The sequence below is a fragment of the Micromonospora coxensis genome (assembly GCF_900090295.1).
GTDB lineage: Bacteria > Actinomycetota > Actinomycetes > Mycobacteriales > Micromonosporaceae > Micromonospora > Micromonospora coxensis.
Genome location: NZ_LT607753.1, coordinates 6,365,518 through 6,385,503, shown reverse-complemented (window position 1 = coordinate 6,385,503; position 19,986 = coordinate 6,365,518). Strand labels below are relative to the sequence as shown.

Here is a 19,986-nt window from a genome sequence, read left to right as displayed (position 1 = left end):
GGGGTGCTAGGGGCAGGCCAGGGGCGCGCCGCACCCCTGGTCACCAACCGCGTCCGGTCAGCCACTCGTCGACGGTCGCGGCCAGCTCCGGGCCCCGCTCGCCGACCATGGTGAAGTGGTCGCCGGCCGCGTCCACCGCCTCGTGCGGGTACGGCCACCGCGACCGCCAGCCGTCCGGCTCGCCGGTCCACTCCCCCAGCGGCCGGCTGGCCCGCACCAGCAGGGTCGCCGCGTCCATCGGGGCGGGCTGCCAGTCCAGGAACAGCGGCAGGTACCCGGCCCACGCCGTGGTCCGGTAGTCGTCCATCGGGGTGTACGCGCTGTCCCGCTCGACCATCCCGTCGAGCAGCTGCGACGTCCAGCCGCCGAGCACCTCGCTGTCGGCCGGGTAGGTGTCCATCAGCACCACCGCCGCCGGCGGACGGCCCTGGCGTTCCAGCTCGCGGGCGAGCACGTTGGCCACCATCGCGCCACCGGAGTGCCCGGCCAGCACGAACGGGCCGTCGCCGACGGTGCGCCGCACGGTGTCGGCGTGCACCCGCAGCAGGGCGGGCAGGTCGGCCGGGAGTTCCTCGCCGACGCCGAAGCCGGGGTTGGGCAACGCCCACACGTCCCGCCGGCCGCGGAAGCCGGCCGCGACGCGGGCGTACTCGTGCGGGCCGGAGAGCAGCGACATGGTGCAGCAGCAGACGACCGGGACGCCGGGGCCCTCGGCCAGTCGCAGCACGCCGGCCGGGCGGGTGAGCTGCGCCGGCTCGGTGAAGGCGGGCCGGAACCGGGCGAGCTTGACCAGCAGCTCGGCGTACCCGGCCGCGTCCTCGCGCGCCTTCGGCTGGCGGAACAGGCCGCCGAGGATGCCGCCCGCCCCCTCCGGAGCGCCCTCGGCGGGGCCGCCGGCCGGGTCGCCGGCCGCGTCCGCGCCGAGGATCCGGTCGAGCAGGTGCCGGGCCAGCGCGCTCGGGGTGGGGTGGTCGAACAGCAGGGTGGCCGACAGCTCAGCGCCGGTGTCCTGGCGCAACGCGTCGCGCAGTTCCAGCGCGGTCAGCGAGTCGAAGCCCAGCTCCAGGAAGTCCCGGTCGGCCTCGATCGCCCCCGGTGAGGCGTGCCCGAGCACGGTGGCCACGTGTGCCCGGACCAGGTCCAGCAGGATGCGGTGCCGGTCGACGGCGGCGCTGCCGGCCAGCCGGTCGCGCAGCACCCGGGCCGGGTCGGCCGGCTCCGCGCCGTCACGCCCGGACGGCTCGACGACCGCCTCGGGCACGCCGCGCAGCAGCGCGCTGGGGCGTACCGCGGTGAAGGCCGGGGTGAACGTGGGCCAGTCGACGTCGGCGACGGCGACCTCGTCGTCGCCGCGGCCGAGCGCCTGCCGCACCGCGGCGACGGCCAGGTCGGCGGCGAGCGGCCGGATGCCCCGGCGGCGCAGCGGGGCCGAATCGGCGACCTCGTCGGCCCAGGGCACCCAGGCGAGCACGGTCGCCGGCCGGCCGGCGGCCCGGCGGTGGGCGGCCAGCGCCGCGAGACCCGCGCCGGTGGCGGCGGTGACGGCCGCGCCGCCGCTGCCCCAGGTGGCGGCGGTGGAGGTGAAGACGACGAACTCGTCGACCGGGCGGTCGGCGACGGCGGCGTCGAGCGCCGCCACGGCGGTGACCTGCGCGTCGACGGCGGCGGCCAGCACGGCCGGGTCGGTCGCGGTGACCGGGTCGCCGGCGCCGCCGGAGTCGGCGACGTGCACCACCGTGCGCACCGGCGTCCCGGCGGCGGCGAGCCGGTCCAGCGCGGCGGGCAGCGCGGCGGGATCGTCGAGCACGGTGACCTCGACGCCCAGGTCGGCGGGGGCGTCCGGTCCGGCGAGCAGCAGGTGGGGCGCGCCGTGCTCGGCGAGCCGGCGCAGCAGGTGCGGGGCGCGCACGGCCGCCGTCCCGTGCACCAGCACCGCGCCCCGGGGCCGCCAGTCCTCGTCGGAGGCCGGGCCGGTGGGGGCACGTTCCAGCCGTCGGGCGTGGAGCCCGCCGGCGCGTACGGCGAGCTGGTCCTCCCCGCCGTCGCCGGTGACGGCCCGGGCCAGCGCGGCGTACGCGGCGGCGTCCGGGTCGGCCGGCAGGTCCACCAGGCCGCCCCAGAGCCGGGGCGCCTCCAGCGCCAGCACCCGCCCGAGCCCCCACAGGCACGCCCCGGCGACGTCCGGCGCGGCGTCGTCGGCGTCGACGGCGACCGCGCCCCGGGTCACGCACCACACCGGCGCGGTGCACCCGGCGTCGGCGAGGACCCGGACCAGGGTGGCGGTGCCGGCCAGCGGACCCGCCACCCCGCCGTCCCGGCTGGTGGTGTCGACGGCGAGCAGCGAGAGCACCAGGGCCGGGGTTGCGCCGGCGACGGCGGCGGGCAGGTCGTCGGGCGACACGCGCACCGGGGACAGGCCGGCGGCGGCCAGCGCGGCCAGCAGCGTCCCGGTCGCGGCGTCCGGGTCGGCGACGACCAGGCAGGCGCCGGCCGGCGCGACGGCGGGCGGCGGGTCGACCCGGGTCCACGTGCCGCGGTACCGCAGCGCGTCCAGTTCGTCGCGGCGGCGTCGCCGTCCCCGGTACGCGGCCAGGGCGGGCAGCAGGTCGGCCAGCGCGGCGCCCCGCTCGGCGTCGACACCGAGGACGGCGGCCAGGGCGGCCGGCTCGTCGCTCTCCACGGCGGCCCAGAACTCGCCGTCGGCGGTGTCGGCCGCCGGCCGGGGGTCGAGGTCGAGCACCACCGGCTCGGGCCAGTAGCGCTGGTGGTCGAAGGCGTAGGTGGGCAGCTCGACCCGGGTGGCGTCGGTGCCGGCGAACAGGGCGGCCCAGTCGACGCCGGCCCCGCGCAGGTCGACGGCGGCCAGGGCGGCGAGCAGGGTGGCGGCCTCCGGCTGGTCGCGGCGGCCGACCGGGACGAAGGCCGCCGCCTCGGCGTCGGGCAGGCACTCCCGGGCCAGCGCGGTGAGCGCGCCGTCCGGGCCCAGCTCCAGGAACGTGCCGGCACCGGCGGCGGCGAGGGTGGCCATGCCGGCGTGGAAGCGCACCGTGTCGCGGACGTGGTCGACCCAGTAGCCGGGGTCGGTGGCCTCGGCGGCGGTGAGCACCGCGCCGGTGCGGTCGGAGACCAGCGGCAGCGTCGGCGGATGCCAGGTGACCTTCTCCGCGACGACCCGGAAGTCGGCCAGCACGGCGTCCATCCGGGCGGAGTGGAAGGCGTGGCTGACCCGCAGCCGGCGCACCTGCCGGCCCTGGGCGGTGAGCCGGTCCCCGGCCGCCAGCACCGCGTCGGCGTCGCCGGAGAGCACCACCGACGTCGGCCCGTTCACCGCGGCCAGCGCCACCCCGGCGCCGAGCAGCGGGGTCACCTCGGCCTCGGTGGCGCGTACCGCCAGCATCGCCCCGCCCTCGGGCAGGGCCTGCATGAGCCGGCCCCGGGCGGCCACCAGGGCGGCGGCGTCGGCCAGCGACAGCACCCCGGCGACGTGCGCGGCGGCCAGCTCGCCGACGGAGTGGCCGAGCAGCTGCTGCGGGCGCAGGCCCCACGCGGTGACCAGCCGGTACGCGGCCACCTCGTAGGCGAACAGCGCCGGCTGGGTGAACTCGGTGCGGTCCAGCAGGGCCGCCTGCGGCGTGCCGGCCGCGGCGAAGACCACCTCGCGCAGCGGGTGGGTCAGGTGCCGGTCGAGTTCGGCGGCCACCTCGTCGAAGGCGGCGGCGAACACCGGGAAGCGGCGGTGCAGCTCGGCCCCCATGCCGGGGCGTTGCGCGCCCTGACCGGTGAAGAGGACGGCGAGCTTGCCGGCGGGGCGGGCCACCCCTCGTACCACGTGGGGGTGCGCGGCGTCCTCGGCGACGGCCCGCAGGCCGGCGCGCAGCGCGTCGGCGTCGTCGCCGGTCACCACGGCCCGGTGCGGCAGCGCCGCCCGGGTGGTGACCAGCGAGTACGCCACGTCGGCCGGGCGCAGCTCGGGGTGGGCGGCCAGGTGCGCCAGCAGCCGGCGGGCCTGCCCGGCCAGGGCCGGGGCGGAACGGGCCGAGACGATCCACGGGCCCGCCGGGGCGGGCGTCCCGGCCGGCCGGGCGGTCCCGGCGTCGGCGGGGTCGGCCTGCTCGACGATGGTGTGCGCGTTGGTGCCGCTGACCCCGAACGCGGAGACCCCGGCCCGGCGCGGCCGGCCGGTCGCCGGCCACGGCGTCGTCCCGGTCAGCAGGGTCACCGCCCCGGCGGACCAGTCGACGTGCGGGGTGGGCGCGTCGACGTGCAGGGTCGGCGGCAGCACCCCGTGCCGCATGGCGAGCACCATCTTGATCACCCCGGCCACCCCGGCGGCGGCCTGGGTGTGCCCGATGTTCGACTTCACCGACCCGAGCAGCAGCGGACGGTCCGCCGGCCGCTGCCGGCCGTACGTGGCCAGCAGCGCCTGCGCCTCGATCGGGTCGCCGAGGGTGGTGCCGGTGCCGTGCGCCTCGACCACGTCGATCTCGTCGGCGCTCAGCCCGGCGTTCGCCAGCGCCTGGGTGATGACCCGGCGCTGGGAGGGGCCGTTCGGGGCGGTGAGCCCGCTGGACGCCCCGTCCTGGTTGACGGCGCTGCCGCGCACCACGGCCAGGACCGGGTGCCCGTTGCGGCGGGCGTCGGAGAGCCGCTCGACGAGCAGCATGCCGACCCCCTCCGACCAGCCGGTGCCGTCGGCGGCGGCGGCGAACGACTTGCACCGCCCGTCGGTGGCCAGGCCGCGCTGGCGGGAGAACTCGACGAAGACCGTGGGGGTGGCCATCACCGACACCCCGCCGGCCAGCGCCAGGGTGCACTCGCCGAGCCGCAGCGCCTGGCAGGCCAGGTGCAGCGCGACAAGCGACGACGAGCAGGCGGTGTCCACGGTGACCGCCGGCCCCTCCAGGCCGAGGGCGTACGAGATCCGGCCGCTGGCCACGGCGGCGGCGCTGCCGGTGCCGAGGTAGCCCTCGACGCCGCCGCCGACCCCGGCGAGCAGGGCCGCGTAGTCGCCCTGGCTGCTGGTGGCCGCGTACACCCCGGTGGGCGCGCCGCGCAGGGTGGTCGGGTCGATGCCGGCCCGCTCGAACGCCTCCCAGGCCGTCTCCAGCAGCAGCCGCTGCTGCGGGTCCATGGCCAGGGCCTCGCGGGGGCTGATGCCGAAGAACGCGGGGTCGAAGTCCCCGGCGTCGGGCAGGAACCCGCCTTCGCGCACGTACGAGGTGCCCCGGCTGGCCGGGTCGGTGTCGTAGAGCGCGTCGAGGTGCCAGCCCCGGTCGTCCGGGAACGGGGCCATCGCGTCCCCGCCCGCCGCGACGAGGTCCCACAGCTGCTCGGGCGAGCGGACCCCGCCGGGGAAGCGGCAGCTCATCCCGATGATCGCCACCGGTTCGGTGAGGGTGGCGGCGAGCTGCTGGTTCTGCTGCCGCAGTTTCTGGTTGTCGAGCAGGGACGCGCGCAGCGCGCTGACGACCTCGTCCAGTGAGACGCTCATCGGGGGCTCCTTGCGGCCGGCCGGGTCACGAGTCGGTGCCTTCGAGGGCCATCCGGACCAGGCCGGCGACGTCGAGTTCGCGGATCTCCGCCTCCGGCGCCGGGGCCGCGACGGCGGGCACCGGCGCGGCGGCCGGGCCGGCCAGCTGGAGCAGCTGGTCGAGCAGGCCGGCCTGGCGCAGCTGGTCCAGCGGGATCGCGGCGAGGACCCGGCGGACCTGCTCCTCGTCGCCGTCGCCGGCGCCGGGGTCGCCGAACAGTTCGGCGTACAGGTGGTCGGCGAGACCGGCCGGGGTCGGGTAGTCGAAGACGACAGTGGTGGGCAGCTCGTGCCCGGTCGCCGCGGTGAGCAGGTTGCGCAGCTCCACCGCGGTGAGCGAGTCGAAGCCGAGGTCGAGGAAGCCCCGGTCGGTCTCGATCGCGTCGGCGGAGGAGTGCCCGAGCACCTTCGCCGCGTCCACCCGGACCATCTCCAGCACCGCGGCCCGCCGCTCCTCGCCGGGCAGCGCCCGCAGCCCGGCCAGCAGGTCCCGGCCGGCCGACGCGGACGCCTGCGGCACGGCGGCGGGAGCGGTCAACGCCCGTACGGCCGGCAGGTCGGCCAGCAGCGGGCTGGGCCGCAGCGCGGTGAACAGCTGGTGGAAGGTCGCCCAGTCGACGTCGGCGACGGTGACGCAGGTGTCGCCGACGGCGAGGGCGTGCCGCAGCCCGGCCATCGCCACGCCCGGCGGCATCACCCGCAGGCCCCGGCGGCGCAGCTGCTCCGGCGCGCCGTCGGTGAACATGCCCGACTCGGTCCACGGCCCCCAGGCCACCGAGGTGGCCGGCAGGCCCCGGCCGCGCCGCCACTGCGCGAACGCGTCCAGGTAGGCGTTGCCGGCGGCGTACGCGCCCTGCCCGCCGCTGCCCCACACCGCCGCGATCGACGAGAAGAGCACGAACGCGTCCAGCTCCACGCCGTCGAGCAGTTCGTCGAGCAGCTGCGCGCCGAGCAGCTTCGGGGCGACGACGTACGCCAGGTCCTCCAGCGTCGTCTCGGCCAACGGCACGACCTCGCTGACCCCGGCGGCGTGCACCACCGCGCGCAGCGGCGGGCCCTCCCGGCGCAGCTCGGCGACCAGGTCGGTCATGGCGGCCCGGTCGGCGGCGTCGCACCGGGCGACGCGGCAGTCCACGCCGAGGTCGGTCAGCTCGGCCAGCAGCTGCGCCGCGCCGGGGGTGTCGGCGCCGCGCCGGCTGGTGAGCACCACCCGCTCGGCGCCGGCACCGGCCACCCAGCGGGCCACGTGTCCGCCGAGCGCCCCTGCCCCGCCGGTGATCAGCACCGTGCCCCGCGGCCGCCACGGCTCGGGCTCCCCCTCGGTCACCGCCGGGGCGAGCCGGCGGACCAGCACGCCGGACTCCCGCACGGCGAGCTGGTCCTCCGTGCCGTCGCCGGTGACGACCCCGCCGAGCCGCATCGCCGTCCAGCTCTCGATGGTGGCGGGCAGGTCGACCAGGCCGGCCCAGCGGGTGGGCTGCTCCAGGGCGGCCACCCGGCCCAGGCCCCAGAGCGCCGCCTGCCGGGGGTTGACCGGGGCGTCGTCCCCGTCGACGCCGACCGCGCCCTGGGTGACGCACCACAGTCGGGCCGCCGCGTCGAGGTCGGTGAGTTCCTGCAGCAGCCGTACGGTCGCGGCGAGGCCGCGGGGCAGCGCCGGGTGCTCGGCGTGCGGGGCGTCGTCGAGGCCGAGGAAGGACAGGATCGACAGTGGACCGTCGCCCGCGTCGAGCGCGTCGCCGAGCACGTCGGCGAGCTGTCCACCCAGCTCGTCGGGGTCGGCGGCGGTGTCGACCGGCACGATGGCGACGTCCGTGCCGAGGGTCCAGGTGCAGGAGTCCAGGTCCGGGTCGTCGGCCCGGTCGGCGGGCAGCAGCACCAGCCAGCGGCCGGGCTCCTGTGCCGCCGGGGTCGCGGCGAGCGGCTCCCACACCTCCCGGTACCGGCTGGCGTCGACCAGCGACCGTTCCCGGCCGCGCCGCCGCCACGCCGACAGCGCCGGCAGCACCGTGCCGAACGGCTGGTCCCGGTCCACCTCCAGCTCGTGTACGAGGGAGTCGAAGTCCTCGGCCTCGACGGCGGCCCAGAACCGGCGCTCGACCTCGGTGCGGTCGTCGTCGGCGGGCAGGGTGGCCCAGGCCGGCGGCTCCGGCCAGTACCGCTGCCGGTCGAACACGTACGTGGGCAGGTCGACGCGCTGGGCGCCGGTGCCCTCGTACAGGGCGGACCAGTCCGGGCTGACGCCGTGGGTGTGCAGGGCGGCGACGGCGCGCAGCAGGGTGGCCGGCTCGGGCCGTTCCCGGCGCAGGGTGGGCACGACCAGTGGGGGCCGGGCGCCGGCCGGGGCACCGTCGGCGAGGACGGCCTGGGCGAGGGCGGTGAGCACGCCGTCCGGGCCGATCTCGACGTACCCGGTACAGCCCTGCTCGCGCAGGGCCGCGACGGCGTCGGCGAAGCGCACGGCGTCGCGGGCGTGGCGGACCCAGTAGGTCGGGGCGGCGAGGTCGGCCGCGTCGACCGGCCCGCCGGTGACCGTGGAGACCATCGGCACCTGCGGGTCCCGGTACGTGAGCCGGCCGGCCACGGCGGCGAGGTCGTCGAGGACCGGGTCCATCAGCGGGCTGTGGAAGGCGTGGCTGACGGTCAGCCGCCGGACCCGCACCCCCCGGCCGGTCCACTCGGCGGCCAGTTCCTCGACGGCGTCGCCGTCGCCGGAGAGCACGACGGCGGCCGGGCCGTTGACGGCGGCGACGGAGACCCGGTCGGCGCGGTCGCCGAGCGAGGCGAGCACGTCGGCCTCGGTCGCGGCGACGGCGAGCATCGCCCCGCCGTCGGGCAGGGCCTGCATGAGCCGGCCCCGGGCGGCGACCAGTTCGGCGGCGTCGGCCAGGGAGAGCACTCCGGCGGCGTGGGCGGCGGCGAACTCGCCGATGGAGTGCCCGGCGACGGCGTCGGGGCGTACCCCCCACGCCTGCAACAGGCGGAACAGCGCCATCTCGACGGCGAAGATCGCCGGCTGGGTGAACTCGGTGCGGTCCAGCAGGGCGGCGTCGTCGGTGCCGGGCTCGGCGAGGAGCACCGGCTTCAGCGGACGGGGCAGGTGCGGGTCGAGGGCGGCGCAGACCTCGTCGAGGGCGGCGGCGAAGGTGGGGAACGTCGCGGCCAGCTCGCGGCCCATCCCGGCGCGCTGCGCGCCCTGCCCGGAGAACAGGTACGCCACCTTCGGCCGGGCGGCGACCGTGCCGGTGACCACCAGCGGGGAGTCCTCCCCCGCGCCGAGGGCGCGCAGCCCGGTGCGCAGCGCGATGCGGTCGGTGGCCAGGACGACGGCGCGGTGCTCCAGGGCGGCCCGGGACACCACGGAGGACCAGCCGACGTCGACCATCGGCGCGGCCTCCGGCCCGGTGAGCTGGTCGGCCCACGGGCCGGCCTGGGCGGCCAGCGCCGGGGCGGTGCGCGCCGACAGCAGCACCGGCACCACCGGCAGCCGGTCCGGGTCCCCCGCCGGGGCGGCCGGGGCGGGCTCGTCGGGTGCCTGTTCCAGGATGGTGTGCGCGTTGGTGCCGCTGATCCCGAACGACGACACGGCGGCCCGGCGGGGACGCCCGGTCACCGGCCAGGGCCGGCCCTCGGTGAGCAGTTCGACCGCGCCGACGCTCCAGTCCACCTGGTCGGTCGGCTCGTCGACGTGCAGGGTCGGCGGGAGGTAGCCGTAGCGCAGGGCCAGGACCATCTTGATGATCCCGGCGACGCCGGCGGCGGCCTGGGTGTGGCCGATGTTGGACTTGACCGAGCCGAGCAGCAGCGGCGCGCCGTCCGCCCGGTCCTGCCCGTACGTGGCGAGCAGCGCCTGCGCCTCGATCGGGTCGCCGAGCCGGGTGCCGGTGCCGTGCGCCTCGACGGCGTCCACCTCGGCGGCGGTGAGGCCGGCGTTGGCCAGCGCCTGCCGGATCACCCGCTGCTGGGCGGGCCCGTTGGGGGCGGTGAGCCCGTTGGACGCGCCGTCCTGGTTGAGCGCGCTGCCGCGTACCACGGCGAGGACGGGGTGGCCGTTGCGGCGGGCGTCGGAGAGCCGTTCGACCAGCAGCACGCCGAGACCCTCGCCCCAGCTGGTGCCGTCGGCGGCGGAGGCGAACGCCTTGACCCGGCTGTCCGGGGCCAGTCCCCGCTGCCGGCTGAAGCCGACGAACACCCCGGGGGTGGACATCACGGTGACGCCGCCGACGAGGGCGAGGGAGCACTCCGCGCGGCGCAGCGCCTGGCACGCCCAGTGCAGGGCCACCAGCGACGAGGAGCAGGCGGTGTCCACCGACACGGCGGGCCCCTCCAGCCCGAGCGTGTACGACACCCGCCCGGAGAGCACGCTGCCGGCGTTGCCGGTCATCAGGTGCCCCTCCGCGCCCTCGGCGCTGAACATGAGGTTGCGGTAGTCCTGGTAGTTGGTGCCGACGAAGACCCCGGTGGGGCTGCCGCGCAGCGCCTGCGGGTCGATCCCGGCCCGTTCGATCGCCTCCCAGGACGCCTCCAGCAGCAGCCGCTGCTGCGGATCCATGGCCAGGGCCTCGCGGGGGCTGATGCCGAAGAAGCCGGGGTCGAAGTCGGCGACCGACGTGACGAAGCCGCCCTCGCGGGCGTAGCTGGTGCCCTCGTGTTCCGGGTCGGCGTCGAAGAGCCGGTCGAGGTCCCAGCCCCGGTCGGTGGGGAACTCGCCGATCGCGTCGCCACCGGCGGCGAGCAGTTGCCACAGCTGTTCCGGGTTGTCCGCGCCGCCGGGCAGCCGGCAGCTCATCGCGACGATGGCGATCGGCTCGTCGTCGACCGTGACGGCCGGGGCGGGGGCGACGGTGTCCGGGGCGACGCCGGTGAGCAGTTCCCCGAGGTGCGCGGCGAGCACCGTCGGGTTCGGGTAGTCGAACGCGAGGGTCGCCGGCAGCCGCAGGTCGGTGGCGGTGGCCAGGAAGTTGCGCATGTCCACGGCGGTGAGCGAGTCCAGCCCGAGGTCACGGAACGGCCGGTCGGCGGGGACGTCGTCGGCCGCGCCGTAGCCGAGCGCGGTGGCCGCGCACTGGCGGACCAGTTCGAGCAGCGTCGCGGAGCGCTCCGCCGGGGAGAGCCCGGCGAGTCGGCGGGCCAGCGCGGACGAGGTGTCGGCCTCCCGCTCGGCGGTCTCCTCGGCGAGCCGGTGGGCGGCGTCGCGTACCTCGGCCAGGTCGGCGATCAGCGGGCTGGGCCGGACCAGGGTGAACGCGGGGGCGAAGCGGGCCCAGTCGATGTCGGCGATCAGCGTGCTGGCCTCGTCCCGGCGCAGCGCCCGGGCGAGGGCCTCGACGGCCAGCTCCGGGTCCATGCCGACCATGCCGCCGCGGCGCAGCCGCTGCTGGGCGCGCTCGTTGTCGGCGGGCAGCCCGGCGCCGCGCCACGCGCCCCACGCCACGGAGAGCGCCGGCAGTCCCTCGGCCCGGCGGCGCTGGGCGAGGGCGTCGAGGAAGGCGTTGGCCGCCCCGTACGCGCCCTGGCCGGCGTTGCCGGTGGTGCCGGCGACCGAGGAGAACAGCACGAAGGCGTCGAGGTCGAGGTCGCGGGTCAGCTCGTCCAGGTGCACGGCGGCGGCGCACTTGGGGGCGGCGACGGTGTGCAGGCGTCGCGCGGTGGCGGTGTCCACGATGCCGTCGTCGAGGACGGCGGCGGTGTGCAGCACGGCGGTCACCGGCGCGTCGTCGGGCGCTCCGGCGAGCAGCGCGGCGACCTGGGCGCGGTCGGTGACGTCGCAGCGGGCCACGGTGACCCGGGCGCCGAGGTCGGTCAGTTCCGTCTCCAGCTCGGCGGCGCCGGGGGCGTCCGGGCCGCGCCGGCTGGCCAGCAGCACGTGCGCCGCGCCGCGACGGGCCGCCCAGCGGGCCAGGTGCCCGCCGAGGCCACCGGTGCCGCCGGTGATCACGACGGTGCCGCGCGTCCACCGGGCGTCGTCGCCCTCGTCGGCGGGCGGCTCGGGGTCGGTGATCCGGGTGAGCCGGCGGGCGTGCACGCCGGACTCGCGGACGGCGAGCTGGTCCTCGCCGCCGGTGTCGCCGAGCGCCGCGCAGAGCCGCATGCCGGTCCACGGGTCGAGGGTGTCGGGCAGGTCGACCAGGCCACCCCAGCGGGCGGGGTGTTCCAGGGCGATCGCGCGGCCGAGGCCCCAGACCGCGGCGGCGGCCGGGTTCGGGGGCGGGTCCCCGGCGTCGACGGCGACGGCGCGGCGGGTGACGCACCACAGCGGTGCTTCGACGCCGAGCGTGCCGAGCGCCTGCACCAGCAGGACGGTCCCGGTGACGCCGCGCGAGGTGGCCGGGTGCTCGGGGTGCGCCCGCTCGTCCAGGCCGAGCAGGGACAGCACCGTGACGGGTCCGCCGTCGGCGGGGAGCGCGGCGCGCAGCGGGTCGGCCAGGGCCGCCGGGTCGCCGGTCGGGTCCAGTTCGACGGGTACGACGTCCGCGCCGACGCTGCCGAGCGCGTCGAGCACCTCGGCGACCAGCGGGTCGTCGGTGAGCCCGGCGGGGACCGGGACCAGCCAGGTTCCGTCGAGCCCGTTCAGCGGCAGGTCGGGCAGGGCCGGCCAGGTGATCCGGTAGCGCCACCGGTCGATGTCGGGCTCGTCGTCGCCCTGGCTGAGGAACAGCGGCGGCGCGGGCCAGTACCGGTGGTGGTCGAAGGCGTAGGTGGGCAGGTCGACGGTCCGGGTGGGGGTGAGGACGCGGGTGAGGTCGACGGGTAGGCCGATGGTGTGGGCGGCGGCCAGGTTGGTCAGTAGCCGGGTCGCATCGTCGTCGCCGCGACGGAGGCTGCCGAGGGTGTGTCCGGGGGTGTCGGTGTCGTCGAGGATCGCGGTGACCGGCATGGTGAGTACCGGGTGCGGGCTGATCTCGACGAACGTGGTGTGCCCGGCGCCGATCGCGGTACGCACGGCGGGGTCGAACTGCACGGTCTGACGCAGGTTGTCGTACCAGTAGTCGGCCGTCATGGTGGCCGGGTCCACCCACTCCCCCGTCAGGGTGGAGACGAGCCGAACGTGGCCGGGCTGCGGGGTGACGTCGGCGAGGTCTGCGCGGAGTTGTTCGGCGACCTCCTGCACAGCGGCGGAGTGCGAGGCGTAGTCGACCGGGATCAGGCGGGCGCGGATACCGTCGGCCTGACAGGCGGCCACCAGCGCGGCCACCGGCTGCGGCGGACCCGAGACGACCACCGTCGACGGGCCGTTCACAGCGGCGATCCCGACGCCCTCGAAGGCGGGCAGCCGCTCCGTCACGGCGTCAGCAGCGAGGTCGATCGAGGCCATCGTGCCCGTGCCGCGCAGCACCGCCAGGGCCCGCGACCGCAGCGCCACGGTCTTCGCCGCGTCGTCGAGGGTGAGGATCCCGGCCACACAGGCCGCACCGATTTCCCCCTGCGAGTGCCCGATCACCGCCTGCGGCGTCACACCCACGTGCTGCCACACGGCCGCCAGAGCGATGCCGACCGCCCACAGCACGGGCTGCACCACCTCGACCCGCTCCAGCCACGACTCGTCGTCGCCGGTGAGCACCGAGACGAGGTCCACGTCGACGTAGGGAGCGAGGGCCTGCTGACACTCGGCCAGCCGCGCGTCGAACACCGGCGTCCGGCCGATCAGACCGGCGGCCATCCGCGCCGACTGCGCGCCCTGACCCGGGAACACGAACACCGGGCCGGTGCCCTGCGCCGCAGCGACACCGGACACCACGTTGCCCGCCGGCAGACCGGAGGCCACAGCGTCCAGACCGGACAGCAGCTCCTCGACGCTCGACCCGACCACCACCGCCCGCTGGTCGAACACCGACCGCGTCGTCGCCAGGGACCACCCGACCGCAGCCGGATCCACACCCTCGGCCTGCCCGCGCACGTGCCCGGCCAGCCGGGCGGCCTGACCGGCCAGCGCGGCCTTCGACCGCGCCGACACCGGCCACACCGACACCGCCGCATCGACCATCCCCGGGGACCGCGTCGCGGCGAGGGCGTCGTCGGTCTCCGTCGGCTGCTCGATGATGACGTGCGCGTTGGTGCCGGAGATGCCGAAGGAGGAGACGGCGGCCCGCCGGGGGCGGCCCGTCTCCGGCCACGGCCGCGCCTCGGTGGCCAGTTCCACCGCCCCGGCGGACCAGTCGATGTGCGGTGACGGCGCGTCCACGTGCAACGTCGCGGGGACGACACCCTCCCGCATCGCGAGCACCATCTTGATCACACCGGCGACACCCGCCGCGGCCTGCGCGTGCCCGATGTTCGACTTGACCGACCCGAGCAGCAGCGGCGCGTGCCCGTCGCGGTCCTGCCCGTACGTGGCCAGCAACGCCTGCGCCTCGATCGGATCACCGAGGGTGGTGCCGGTGCCGTGCGCCTCCACCACGTCCACGTCCACGGTGGAGAGCCGGGCCGAGGCGAGCGCCTGGCTGATGACGCGTCGCTGGGACGGCCCGTTCGGGGCGGTGAGCCCGTTGGACGCGCCGTCCTGGTTGACGGCGGAGCCGCGTACCACGGCCAGGACCGGGTGGCCGTTGCGGCGGGCGTCGGAGAGCCGCTCGACGAGCAGCCAGCCGACGCCCTCGGAGAACCCGGCGCCGTCGGCGGCGGCGGCGAACGACCGGCACCGCCCGTCCGGCGAGAGGGCCCGCTGCCGGCTCGACCCGATGTACAGCCCGGGGGTGGCCATCACCGTCACCCCGCCGGCCAGGGCCAGCTCGCACTCCCCCGCCCGCAGCGCCTGCACCGCCAGGTGCAGCGCCACCAGCGACGACGAGCAGGCGGTGTCGATGGAGACCGCCGGCCCCTCCAGCCCGAGGGTGTACGACACCCGGCCCGACGCGACGGCCGCCGCGCCGCCGGTCATCGAGTGTCCCTCGTCGCCGTCCGGGGACATCATCAGCAGGGTGCCGTAGTCCTGCCCGTTGGTGCCGACGAACACCCCGGTGCGGCTGCCGCGCAGGGACGACGGATCGATGCCGGCCGCCTCGACGGCCTCCCAGGACGTCTCCAGCAGCAGCCGCTGCTGCGGGTCCATGGTCAGCGCCTCGCGGGGCGAGATGCCGAAGAACGCCGGGTCGAAGTCGCCGGCCCCGTCGACGAACCCGCCCTCGCGGGCGTACGAGGTGCCGGGGTGGTCGGGGTCGGGGTGGTAGAGCCGCTCCAAATCCCAGCCCCGGTCGTCGGGGAACGGGGCGACGGCGTCCCGCCCGTCGCGCAGCAGCTCCCACAGGTCGCCCGGGTTGCGTACCCCGCCGGGCAGCCGGCAGCTCATCGCCACGATCGCGACCGGCTCCAGTTCCTGGGACTGTGCCTCGCTGAGCCGGCGGCGGGTGTCGTGGAGGTCCGCCATGACCCGCTTGAGGTAGTCGCGGAGCTTGTCTTCATTGGCCATCGGAGTGCCGCTTCCTCGGGAGGGACGGGTGAGAGCCGGAGCGGGGTCAGGAGATGCCGAGGTCCTTGTCCACCATCGCGAACAGTTCGTCGTCGGTGGCGTCGTCGAGGTGCCGGCCGATGGCGCCGCCGCTGTCCTGGCCGAGCCGGGAGAGCATCGCCTGCAGGCGTACGGTGGCCCGCACCCGCGCCGCCTCGTCCCGGGCCACCACGTCGAGGCTGTCGGCGATCCGGTCGAGGTCGTCGAGGAGGACCGTCGGCGTGACCACGTCGTCGTGGGCCACCTCGGCGAAGAGGTACTCGGCCAGGGTGGTCGGGGTCGGGTAGTCGAAGACCAGGGTGACGGGCAGGGCCACGCCGGTGGCCGAGCCGAGCCGGTTGCGCAGCTCGACGGCGGTGACCGAGTCGAAGCCCAGCTCCCGGAAGGCCCGGTGCTCGTCCACCGACTCGGCGGACGGGTAGTTGAGCACGGCGGCGACCTGACCGCGGACCAGGCCGAGCAGCACGGCGAGCCGTTCGGCGGCGGGTAGCCCGGCCAACCGCTCCTGCAACGTGTCGGGGCCGTCCCCGGCGTCGGGGGCGGCGACCCGTTCCTCGGCGCGCAGCCGGCGGACGTCGGGCAGGTCGCTGATCAGCGGCCCGGGCCGGGTGGCGGTGAAGGCGACGTGGAACCTCTCCCAGGCGATGTCGGCGATGGTGAGGAACGCCTCGCCGTGGTCGACCGCCTGGTGCAGCGCGGTGATCGCCGCCTCGGGGGCCATCTCGGGCACACCGTGGCGGTGCAGCAGCTCGCCGAGGGGCCCGTCGGCCATGCCGCCGCCGGCCCAGGCGCCCCAGGCGATGGAGGTGGCGGGCAGGCCGAGGCCGCGCCGGTGCTGGGCGAGCGCGTCGAGGAAGGCGTTGCTGGGGGCGTAGTTGCCGACGCCGGAGCTGGCCACGCTGCCGGCGAAGGACGAGAACATGACGAACGCCGACAGGTCCAGGTCGAGGGTCAGCTCGTGCAGGTGGTACGCGACGTCGACCTTGGCGGCGAGGACCCGTTCGATCTGCTCCAGCCGGATGTCGTTGATCATGGCGTCGTCGAGCACCGCGCAGGCGTGCACGACCGTGGTGAGCGGCTGGTCGGCGGGGATCGACTCGATCAGCTCGGCCAGGGCGTCGCGGTCGGAGGCGTCGCAGGCGACGACGGTGGCCTGCGCGCCGAGTGCGGTGAGGTCGTCGACGAGGTGCTGCGCGCCCGGGGCGGCCATGCCGCGCCGGCTGGCGATGACGATGTTCTCCACCCCGCTGCGGGCCAGCCAGCGCGCGGCGTGCCCGCCGAGCGCGCCGGTGCCGCCGGTGACCAGCGCGGTGCCGGAGGGCTCCCACGGGTGTGCGGGCTGGCTGTCGCCGAGCGGCACCCGGGTGAGCCGACGGGCCAGCAGGCCGCCGGGGCGTACCGCGATCTGGTCCTCCTCGCCGGCGGCGGTGAGGGCCGCGACCAGCAGGTCGGCGCAGCGCTCGTCGACGGCCTCGGGCAGGTCGACCAGGCCGCCCCAGCGCTGCGGGTGCTCCAGCGCGGCGACCCGGCCGAAGCCCCAGACCAGCGCCTGGGTCGGGGAGCGCAGCAGGTCGGTACGGCCGACGGAGGCGGCGCCGGAGGTGACGCTCCACATCGGCGCATGCAGTCCGACGTCGCCGAGGGCCTGGAAGAGGGCGACGGTGGCGGCAAAGCCGCCGGGCACGGACGGGTGCAGCGGGTGGACCAGTTCGTCGAAGGCGAGCAGGGACACCACGCCGGTCACCTCGGTGGCGTCGTCGCCGTGGCCGGGCGCGGTGGCGACCGCTTCGCGCAGCAGCTTGCCGAGCAGGTCACGGTCGGCGTCGGTGGTGGAGACGGGCACCGGGACGACGCTCGCGCCGGCGGCGGTGATCGCGGCCACGGCGGCGTCCTGCCAGGGCTCGACGATGTCGCCGGTCGGCATGACCACGAGCCAGGTGCCGCTCATGCCCCGGTTCGCCACCCCGGTCAGCGGCTTCCAGGTGTCCTGGTAGCGCCAGCGGTCGATGTCGGACTGCCGGCGGCGCTGCCGGCGCCACGAGGTGAGCAGCGGCAGGGCGGGGGCCAGCACGTCGAGGGCCCGGTCGGCGGGGGTGTCCTCGGTGGCGAGGGTCTCGGCGAGGGCGGTCAGGTCGCCGCGTTCCACGGCGGCCCAGAAGGAGGCGTCGGTGGGTTCGGCCGCGGCCTGGAGCAGGGTCTCCAGGTCGACGCCGCCGCTGCCGTCCAGCCAGAACCGCTGGTGGTCGAAGGCGTAGGTGGGCAGCGGCACGGTGTCGGTCGCGGCGAGCACGGCGGTGAGGTCGACGGGCAGACCGATGGTGTGGGCGGTCGCCAGGTTGGTCAGCAGCCGGGTGGCGTCGTCGTCGCCCCGGCGCAGGCTGCCCAGGGTGTGCCCGGAGACGCCGGCGTCGTCGAGGATCGCGGTGACCGGCATGGTGAGCACCGGGTGCGGGCTGATCTCGACGAACGTGGAGTGCCCGGCGCCGATCGCGGTACGCACGGCGGCGTCGAACTGCACGGTGCGGCGCAGGTTGTCGTACCAGTAGTCGGCCGTCATGGTGGCCGGGTCGACCCAGTCACCGGTCAGCGTGGAGACGAGCCGGGTGTGGCCGGGCTGCGGGGCGACGTCGGCCAGGTCGGCGCGGAGTTGTTCGGCGACCTCCTGCACGGCCGCCGAGTGGGAGGCGTAGTCGACGGGGATCAACCTCGCGCGGATACCGTCGGCCTGACAGGCGTCCACCAGATCCGCCACCGGCTGCGGCGGACCCGACACCACCACCGTGGACGGACCGTTCACGGCGGCGACACCGACGCCCTCGAAGGCGGGCAGCCGCTCGGTGACCGTGTCGACGGGCAGGTCGATCGAGGCCATCGTGCCGGTGCCCCGCAGCACCGCCAGGGCCCGCGAGCGCAGCGCCACGGTCCTCGCCGCGTCGTCGAGGGTGAGGATCCCCGCCACGCAGGCGGCGCCGATCTCGCCCTGGGAGTGGCCGATCACCGCGTCCGGCGCGACGCCGGCCGACCGCCAGACGGCGGCGAGGGCGACGCCGACGGCCCACAGCACGGGCTGCACCACCTCGACGCGCTCCAGCCACGACTCGTCGTCGCCGGTCAGCACCGACACGAGATCCACGTCGAGGTAGGGGGCGAGGGCCTGCTGGCACTCGGCGAGCTTCGCGTCGAACACCGGGGTCCGGCCGATCAGACCGGCGGCCATCCGCGCCGACTGGGCGCCCTGACCCGGGAAGACGAAGACGGGTCCGGCGGACGAGCCGGTGACCGTACCGGTGACGAGGGTGCCGGCCGGGATGCCGGCGGCCAGGGCGTCCAGCCCGCCCAGCAGCTCCTCGACGCTCGACCCGACCACGGCCGCCCGCTGGTCGAACGTGGACCGGGTGGTGGCCAGCGACCACGCCACCGCCGCCGGCTCGACGTCGCCGTGCGCGCGTACGTGCCGGGCGATCCGCTCGGCCTGCCGGGCGAGCGCGGCCTTCGCGCGCGCCGACACCGGCCACACCGTCACGTCCGCGTCGACCAGGCCGGCCCGGCCGGTGGTCTCGGCGGCGGCCTCGGGGGCCTGCTCCCCGTCGACGGTCTCCGGGGCGGCGGCGCGCGGCTGGTACTCCTCCAGGATCACGTGGGCGTTGGTGCCGCTGACCCCGAACGAGGAGACGCCGCCACGGCGGGGACGCCCCAGCTCCGGCCACGGCCGGGTCTCGGTGAGCAGCGACACCGCCCCCGCGGTCCAGTCCACGTGCGGGGAGGGCTCGTCGACGTGCAGGGTCTCCGGCATCACCCCGTTGCGCAGCGCCATCACCATCTTGACCAGACCGGCGACCCCGGCGGCGCTCTGCGTGTGGCCGATGTTCGACTTGACCGAGCCGAGCCAGAGCGGTCGGTCGGCGGGCCGGTCCTGCCCGTACGTGGCGATCAGCGCCTGCGCCTCGATCGGGTCGCCGAGGGTGGTGCCGGTGCCGTGCGCCTCGACCATGTCCACGTCGGCGGTGCCGAGCCGGGCGTTGGCCAGCGCCTGCCGGATGACCCGCTGCTGCGACGGGCCGTTCGGGGCGGTGAGCCCGTTGGACGCGCCGTCCTGGTTGAGGGCGCTGCCCCGGATGACGGCGAGGATCGGGTGGCCGTTGCGTTCGGCGTCGGCGAGCCGCTCGACGACGAGCACGCCACCGCCCTCGCCCCAGCCGGTGCCGTCCGCGCCGGCCGCGAACGCCTTGCACCGGCCGTCGACGGACATGCCGCGCTGCCGGGAGAAGACGACGAAGACGCCGGGGGTGGCCATCACGGTGACACCACCGGCGATCGCGAGGTCGCACTCGCCGCGACGCAGCGCAGTCACCGCCAGGTGCAGCGCCACCAGCGAGGACGAGCACGCGGTGTCGACGGTGACGGCCGGGCCGTTGAGGCCGAGGGTGAACGAGATCCGCCCGGACGCCACGCTCGTGGTGTTGCCGGTGCCGAGGTACATGTCGACGCCCTCGGGCACGTGCGGCAGGCCCATGCCGTAGTTGGAGGTGCTCAGCCCGACGAAGACGCCGGTGGAGCTGCCGCGCAGCGACAGCGGGTCGATGCCGGCCCGCTCGACGGCCTCCCAGGACGTCTCCAGCAGCAGCCGCTGCTGCGGGTCCATCGCCAGCGCCTCACGCGGCGAGATGCCGAACAGGGTCGGGTCGAACGCCCCGGCGTCGTCGAGGAACCCGCCGACGCGGGTGTAGCTCTTGCCCGGCTTGTTGGGGTCCGGGTCGTAGAGCGACTCCAGGTCCCAGCCCCGGTCGGCCGGGAACTCGGTGAGGGCGTCGCGGCCGTCGGCGACGAGGTCCCACAGCTCCTCCGGCGACCGGACACCACCGGGGAACCGGCAGCTCATCGAGACGATCGCGAGGGGTTCGGCGTCGCGCGCCTCGACGGTCTGCAGCTTGCGCCTGGTGTCGTGCAGGTCGGCGGTCACCCGCTTGAGGAAGTACCGCAGCTTGTCGTCGCTCATCGGGTCGCACCTGCC

2 protein-coding genes and 1 pseudogene are annotated in these 19,986 nt (G+C 76.5%); all 3 read right to left on the bottom strand.

Annotation, left to right across the window (positions count from 1 at the left end):
* Positions 1-40 precede the first annotated feature (40 nt).
* Positions 41-5,491: pseudogene (locus GA0070614_RS31485) on the bottom strand (type I polyketide synthase); the annotation flags it as partial.
* 25 nt (positions 5,492-5,516) lie between these two features.
* A complete protein-coding gene (locus GA0070614_RS28415) occupies positions 5,517-14,936 on the bottom strand; it encodes a type I polyketide synthase (protein ID WP_088978824.1) in 9,420 nt (3,139 codons plus the stop codon).
* A gap of 46 nt (positions 14,937-14,982) precedes the next feature.
* Complete coding sequence (locus tag GA0070614_RS28410; protein WP_088978823.1) at positions 14,983-19,971, bottom strand: type I polyketide synthase; 4,989 nt, start codon at positions 19,969-19,971, stop codon at positions 14,983-14,985.
* Between the last annotated feature and the right edge of the window lie 15 nt (positions 19,972-19,986).